Here is a 7,639-nt window from a genome sequence, read left to right as displayed (position 1 = left end):
GCCTTACAGTACACGACAACTACATGTAGGGTGCGTATTATGCACCGAAATTTCAATTATTTGAATGATTTGGTGCGTGGTACGCACCCTACATTTTGGGCGTTTGTAAAAATTGTCGTGTACTGAAAGGCAGCCTGAAAAATGGGCGAGTATCCACACTCGCCCATTTTGTTTGCTTAACCCTTAAATATGGGCAATTTTTCTGCTTCGCTTAATAATTGTGCGGCAATATTGAATACGCCAAAGGCAAATACCCAAATAATCATCAAATTACCGCCATACACACGGAAACTTGTCCCCACACCATGTTTTTTGCGGCTGGCGCGTAACAATAAAGCTGGCACTATCGCCGTCCAAATCGCCGCCGCCAAACCCACATAGCCAATCACTTTTACAAAACCCATCGGGAATAATAGGCAACACACGAGCGGTGGCAAAAAGGTAAGTGCAGCCGTTTTGGTGCGCCCTGCTCTGCTGTCGTCAAAGCCAAACAAGTCTGCCAAATAATCAAATAAACCCAAGGTTACGCCCAAAAATGAGCTGGCAATCGCCATATACGAGAAAAATTGCAACACTTGCGCCATGCCATCGGTTGAAACAAATTTGGATAATTCGCCAATCAACACCGCCACATCGCCACCTGCCGCAATCACAGGCGCAAACGCATGGCGCGGCAAATTGCCTTGCACGGCGAGCTGCCACAATACATAAATCGCCAACGCAATCAGCGTGCCTATCCACAAAGCGCGGGACACTTTTGGCGCATCGCCACGAAAATATTTCAGCAAACTGGACACATTACCGTGAAAACCAAATGATGCCAAACACACAGGTAAAGCAGTCGCGGCATAAATCCAATATTGGGTGTTGGCTGGCGCGTTTTGGTCAAATAAAACAGGCATTTGCACGCTGCCGATTAATCCACCAGTCGCCCAGAAAAAGGCAATAATCATGCCGCCAATCAATATGGTAGAAAATCTATCCACAACTTTTGCCGACCACCACACGCAGCCTGCAAAAATCAGGAAAAACACCCATTGTCCCACTTTAAGGTCTTGTCCACCCAAAGCCTGTGCGGTCAAATTGCCGCCAACAAAAATATAGGCATAAGTCAGCAAATACAGCACAAACGCCACCGATAAACCATTGATAATATTCCAACCTTGTCCCAATAAATCTTTGACCATCGTGTCAAAATTGGCACCGTGTGGATAATGCGTGTTCACTTCCAAAATCATCAAACCCGATGTGAGCATGGAAAACCATGTGTACACCAGCACCAACAGCGAGCCGAGAAACCATACGCCCGATGTCGCTGTGGGATTGGCAAGCATGCCTGCGCCAATAATCGTACCTGCGATTATCATCGCGCCGCCCAGTAAAGTGGGGTGTTTTTGCATTTTTATTGATTCCTTTGTTTTAAATTATTTTTTAAATTTCAGGCTGCCTTTTATTACCCTATTCAGTACACGACCATTTTTACCAACACCCAAAATGTAGGGTGCGTACCACGCACCCTACATGAGTTTTGTCGTGTACTGTCATTACCCTATAAAAATAAGGCAGCCTGAAAATCACATACGCACCACTTCATACACCTGTTTAATGCGTTGCAATCGCGCCATAATGTCGTGCAATTGAGTTAAACCATTCACATTGACAGTAAACAAAAATTCCATAAATCCTTGTTCATTTTCCGCTTTGGACAAGGTGTTTACCGCCGCAATATTGCCACCCGCCGCCGAAATCGCAGACGATAATTTTGCCAATAATCCATGTGAATCTTGCACTTGCACTTTCACACCTGCTTCATAATGCGTTTTCAGGCTGTCTGAAACATTGCCCCAATCCACATCAAGCTGTTGTTCAGGCGACACTTTCAGCATTTTGGGACAAGTATCCCTATGCACCATCAAACCTTCGCCCGCCACAATCACACCACGCACCATATCGCCATTAATCGGACGACAACATTGTGCCAAACGAATCCGCACGCTGTCGTGTTGATGAATCAACACCGTGTCCAATTTCTGTTCTTCGCCCAAAGACGCGCCTGCCAATTCCGCAATTTCCTGCGCCACCGCAATCGGCAACAATTGCCCCGAGCCAATTTGATAACGCACATCGTCAAAAGATTGCCCATTTGCCGTTAATTTGGCAACATAATTCGCCATCACATCATTGGAAGACAAGACTTCGGGCGACAATAAACTGCTCAACGTTCGCATTAACAACATACCGCCTTGCTCAATGGCATCTTCACGATTGACTGTTTTCATGTAATTGCGAATGGCGGAACGCGCTTTGGCGGTTACCACAAAACTCAACCAAGTCGGGCTGGGCAACGCACGTTCAGACGTGATAATTTCCACCGTACTGCCACTGCGCAATCGGGTACGCAAAGGCACGAGTTTGCCATCAATACGCCCCGCCACGCACTGATTACCCACCGTAGTATGCACCGCATAAGCAAAATCCACCACAGTCGCGCCACGCTGAATATTGATGATTTCCCCTTTAGGCGTAAACACATAGGTTTCCACAGGGAATAAATCCGCTTTCATGTTTTCCAAAAATTCTACTGCGTCCGCGCTGCTTTCGTTCAAATCAGAAACCGATTGCAGCCAACGATGGGTACGCACATAATGCTCACTGTTGGGCGAAATAGCGGTAATGCCATAATTTGCCACCATGTCCATTTTTTGCGTACGAATTTGCACGGATAATTCAATATTTTGCTTTTGATACGGCATTTTCAAGACCGTGTGCAAACTTTGGTAATTATTGGCATTGGGTACGGCAATCAAATCTTTGATTTTACCCATTTGCGGCGTGTACACCCGATGAAGCACGCCCAAAGCCGCATAACAATCCAATTCCGATTCAGTAATCACATGAATATGCAAAAAATCCTTGATTTTATCAAAGCCTACTTTGCGCTTTTTCATTTTCTGATAAACGCTGAAATATTGTGGTGGCGCAAAAATCACTTGTGCAGGAATTTTTTGTTCATCTAGGGCAGCCTGCAATTTGGCAATGCCTTTGCTAATCACATGATGATGTGTATGGCGAAACTCGTCCACTGCATGACACAAAACCTGATACCGCGCAGGATACAAATTCTTAAACGAAATTTCGCGCAATTCCCGATACACCTTGCCCATGCCCAAACGCAGCGCAATGGGCGCGTACACATCCAAAGTTTCGCGACACGTTTTGTGGCGTTTTTCGGGTTTGCCCACGCCCTCCAAAGTACGCATATTGTGTAAACGGTCGGACAATTTCACAATAATCACACGCACATCGCGCATCATCGCCAACACCAATTTTTGAAAACTGGCAGCAAAATGCTCCGTTTTGTCTTTAAAATCCAAATTTTCCAGTTTAGACAAACCGTCTACCATACGCGCAATGGTACTGCCAAATTCGGCAGCCATTTCCTGCTCGCTGATTTCCGTATCTTCCAAAACATCGTGCATTAAACCTGCACACAAACTTTCCACATCCATGCCCCATTTTGCCAATTCAATCGTTACCGAAATGGGGTGGGTGATATAGGGTTCACCGCTTTTACGCAACACGCCATCGTGTGCCACAAAAGCGTAGGCACAGGCTTTTTCCAATAATGCCCGTTCTTCTTCATTCAGATAAGACGCTGTTTTGAATAATTCTTCACGCAAAGGGGCAGTATATTCGGTGTCATATTCGGCGAGTGGTTGGGGAATGTTCATAATCGTCTCTCATCTCATCATAAATTTGTGTCAGGAATTTTATGGTGGGCGGTTTCAGGCTGCCTGAAAATATCAGCATTGCCGTAGGGTGCGTACCACGCACCCTACATAAGTTTTGTAGCGTACCGAAAGGCAGCCTGAAAACCCCATCGATAAAAAAAGGCATGCCGCTCTACAAGCGAACACACCTTCTTTTGTGGTTAAATCAATTATTTATTACGCGATAAAATTTCCACACCGATTTGCCCAGCCGCGATTTCACGCAAGGCGGTTACGGTTGCCTTATTATTGCGAACATCGTCCACCAAAGGTGCAGTGCCATTTTCCAATTGGCGCGCACGACGTGCCGCCGCCAAAGTCAAATCAAAATGATTTGGGATTTTACCAATGCAATCTTCTACTGTAATACGAGCCATGTTTTGCTTTCCAAAATAAATTTAATCAATACGACTGCTATTTTACGAATTTTGCAAAACTTTTTCAATCGTTGCACGTTGTAAAGGCTGCCTGAACAATTGTGAACGGATAATATGCAATAAATTCATTTCAGTGGCAATCAAATCATCGTTCACCACCACATAATCAAAGGCAGATGCTTGTTCAATTTCACTTTTTGCTTCTGCCAAGCGGCGTTCAATCACTTCCGCGCTATCGGTTTCGCGTTTACGCAAACGCTCTTCCAAAATCGCCAAACTCGGTGGCAAAATAAAAATGCCAATCGCATGCGGTAAAGTTTCCCGAATTTGCGCCGCGCCTTGCACATCAATTTCCAAAATCACATCAAAACCTTGCCGAGTTAACTCTTCCACGCCCATCACACTGGTACCGTAATAATTGCCAAACACTTCCGCGTGTTCCAAAAACGCCCCCTGCCCCACCAAATCCATAAATTTTTCTTGGGAAACAAAATAATAATGTTTGCCATGCTGTTCATTCTCACGCGGCGCACGGGTGGTGTGCGACACCGAAACGCGAATATCCGCATGATTTTTCACCAAACGCGAAACCAGCGTGGTTTTACCCGTGCCAGACGCGGCGGAAATAATGAACACATTACCTGTACGAGTAGTCATGATGTGCTTTCTTTTTATCCATTGAGATGATGGGATTATAGTGGAAATACGTGGCGCGTGGCTTGTTTTTATTTAGCAAAAATCATAAGATAGTTGTTTTTTATATTCACGCATGATTTTGTTTTCAGGCTGCCTGAAACATACGGCAATTTTAATTTTACCAACAATCTATCCCCTCCCCCGTCTGTAACGGGGGGAGGGGACAGGTTTGTGGTTATTTCAAAAAATTGTCGTGTACTGAAAGGCTGCCTGAAAAATCAAATCTCACAGGAAACCCCACAATGCAAAACCACATCACCCAAATCGCTACACAAGCCAAAGCCGCCTTTTACCAACTCGCCCACGCCGAGAGCGCACGCAAAAACCAAGCCTTGATTTTATTGGCAGATTTGATTGGCGAACACGAAAACACCCTACTCGCCGCCAATGTTCAAGACATGGCAAACGCACAACAAAAAGGCGTGGACAATGCCATGCTTGACCGCCTGAAAATCACTTCAGGCAGCCTGAAAAACATGCGCGAAGGCTTATTGCAAATTGTCGCCTTGCCCGACCCTGTGGGCGAAATGGACGAATTTCGTTTGCGCCCCAATGGTTTACGCATTGGCAAAATGCGCGTGCCGCTTGGCGTGATTGGCATGATTTACGAAGCCCGCCCGAATGTTACCGTGGACGCGGCGGCTTTGTGCCTGAAATCGGGCAATGCCTGTATTTTGCGTGGTGGCAGCGAAGCGTTTCACAGCAATATGGCGTTGGCGAAATTAATTAAACAGGCTTTGCACGACACAGGGCTGCCTGAACACGCCGTGTGTTTTGTGGAAGACACCGACCGCCAACACGTTGGCGATATGCTGCAAGCCGTTGATTTGATTGATGTGATTATTCCGCGCGGCGGCAAAAGTTTGGTAGAACGGATTAGCACAGAATCGCGCGTACCAGTAATTAAACATTTGGACGGCATTTGCCACGTTTATATTGATGAATTTGCAGATAAAAATAAAGCCATTGCGATTGCGTTCAACGCCAAAACTTCGCGCTATGGAACGTGCAATACGATGGAAACCTTGTTAATCCATGAAAAACGCGCCGCCGAAATTTTGCCCGAACTGGCTAATTTGTATGCAGAAAAAGGCGTAGAATTGCGCGGCTGCCTGAAAACGCGCGATATTCTGCCCAACATGATTGCCGCCACCGATGAAGATTGGGACACGGAATACCTTGCCCCCGTGTTGGCGATTAAAATCGTGGCGAATATTGACGAAGCCATTTTTCATATTAATCAACATGGTAGCCACCACACCGACAGCATTGTTACCGAAAATTATACGCTGGCGAATGTATTTTTGCGCGTGGTGGACAGCGCGAGTGTGATGGTGAATGCGTCCACGCGTTTTGCCGATGGTTTTGAATACGGTTTGGGCGCGGAGATTGGCATTTCCACCGACAAAATTCATGTGCGCGGGCCTGTCGGTTTGCACGGTTTGACTTCGCAAAAATGGGTGGTGTTGGGCGATGGACAGGTGCGCGGGTAAGTTTCAGGCTGCCTGTTAGTACACGACAAAACTCATGTAGGGTGCGTATTACACACCAAATTATCAAGTCATTTGAATGACTTGGTGCGTGGTACGCACCTTACATCTTGGGTGTTAATAAAAATTGTTGTGTGCTGTAAGGCTACCTGAAAGATTTTGGTCATACCGTAAAAAGTTACCTGAAATATTTTTAGAAAGATAAAAATGTCCTATTCAATTAACGAGTTAAAATTAAATACCGCCTTTGCCCAAGTAGAAAAAGGCAATTACAAAGCCGCCTTTCCCACCCTACGCCAATTTGCCGAATTGGGCGATGTGGATTGCCAATACCAATTGGGTTTTATGTACGAAACTGGTTCGGGCGTGAAACAAGATTTTGATTTAGCAAAAAAATGGTATGGCATGGCGGCAGAACAGGGCGACCCCACTTCACAATTTTTGCTCGCCGAACTGCATGACGATGACGAAGAATACGAATCAGCCCGCAAATGGTATGCCGCCGCCGCCGAACAGGGCGATGTGGACGCACAAAATAATTTGGCGCGTTTGTATGCCGAAGGTTTGGGCGTAGCGCAAGATTATGAAATGGCAGAAAAATATTGGCAAATGGCAGCCGAATTGGGCGATGATGAAGCCTTGTACAATTTGGGCGTGATTCACGATGACGCATTGGGGCGCGAACCCGATTACGCCAAAGCCGCCGATTTTTACCGCCAAGCCGCAGAATTGGGCAATGCCGACGCGATGGTCAATTTGGGTATGCTCTACCAAGAAGGTTTTGGCGTAGAAGAAGACCCCGCACAGGCTGCCGAGTGGTTTCGCCAAGCCGCCGAATTGGGCGATTCGTCCGCACAATTTAATTTGGGCATGAATTATGTGGAAGGCGTGGGCGTACTACAAGATTATGATTTAGCAGAAAAATGGTGGAAACTTGCCGCCAAACAGGGCAATAAAGACGCGGAATATTCATTAGCAGAATTAGCTAAAATGCGCGAAGAAGAGAATATAGTGAATTCAATTTAAACCAGTACAGCGTTGCCAGCTCCCTTATGTACTATGTGTACACGGCGGTCGCTGTCGCCTTGTCCTGATTTAAATTGAATCCACTATAGTTAAGCCACCATTTTCAGGCAGCCTGAACAGAAAAAACCGAGTTATCCACAGATAACTCGGTTTTTTGATGGAAATTAATTAGTTGTTATTGTTGTCGTTTTGACGGCGCAACATGGCTGGAATTTCAAAATCGTCCAAAACAGATTGGCTGGAGAAATCCGCCGCCACCAAATTCACGCTGCGTGTATTG

General features: G+C 45.9%; 7 protein-coding genes. 2 read left to right on the top strand and 5 right to left on the bottom strand.

Annotated features, from left to right (window positions below):
* Positions 1-176: 176 nt before the first annotated feature.
* From Q338_RS11400 to gmk, 5 genes are all read right to left on the bottom strand, one after another.
* Positions 177-1,400, bottom strand: a complete 1,224-nt coding sequence (locus tag Q338_RS11400; protein WP_034295531.1) for an aromatic amino acid transporter — start codon at positions 1,398-1,400, stop codon at positions 177-179.
* A gap of 174 nt (positions 1,401-1,574) precedes the next feature.
* Entirely contained in the window at positions 1,575-3,731 is a 2,157-nt protein-coding gene (locus Q338_RS11395; protein WP_034295529.1) for a RelA/SpoT family protein, read from the bottom strand.
* Positions 3,700-3,897 carry a hypothetical protein gene (locus tag Q338_RS14620; RefSeq protein ID WP_156961079.1) on the bottom strand — a complete coding sequence of 66 codons (198 nt, stop codon included), beginning with the start codon at positions 3,895-3,897 and terminating at the stop codon, positions 3,700-3,702. Before Q338_RS14620 ends, Q338_RS11395 begins: the two co-directional genes overlap by 32 nt.
* A 43-nt stretch (positions 3,898-3,940) precedes the next feature.
* Entirely contained in the window at positions 3,941-4,147 is a 207-nt protein-coding gene (rpoZ, locus tag Q338_RS11390; protein ID WP_034295527.1) for a DNA-directed RNA polymerase subunit omega, read from the bottom strand.
* Between the two features lie 42 nt (positions 4,148-4,189).
* Complete coding sequence (gene gmk / locus Q338_RS11385; RefSeq protein ID WP_034295525.1) at positions 4,190-4,804, bottom strand: guanylate kinase; 615 nt, start codon at positions 4,802-4,804, stop codon at positions 4,190-4,192.
* A 281-nt stretch (positions 4,805-5,085) separates the two neighbouring features.
* Here gmk and Q338_RS11380 point away from each other — a divergent pair, with 281 nt between their 5' ends.
* Together Q338_RS11380 and Q338_RS11375 are read left to right on the top strand one after the other, a co-directional pair.
* The gene (locus tag Q338_RS11380; RefSeq protein WP_034295523.1) at positions 5,086-6,336 is read left to right on the top strand and encodes a glutamate-5-semialdehyde dehydrogenase; all 1,251 of its coding nucleotides are present in this window, start codon (positions 5,086-5,088) and stop codon (positions 6,334-6,336) included.
* Positions 6,337-6,540: 204 nt separating this feature from the next.
* Positions 6,541-7,359, top strand: a complete 819-nt coding sequence (locus Q338_RS11375) for a tetratricopeptide repeat protein (RefSeq protein ID WP_034295521.1) — start codon at positions 6,541-6,543, stop codon at positions 7,357-7,359.
* The last annotated feature ends 280 nt before the right edge of the window (positions 7,360-7,639 follow it).

Origin of the sequence: Alysiella crassa DSM 2578 (assembly GCF_000745955.1) — a bacterium.
In the GTDB taxonomy this organism is placed as follows: Bacteria; Pseudomonadota; Gammaproteobacteria; order Burkholderiales; family Neisseriaceae; genus Simonsiella; species Simonsiella crassa.
This window is presented reverse-complemented; position numbering and strand designations above follow the sequence as displayed.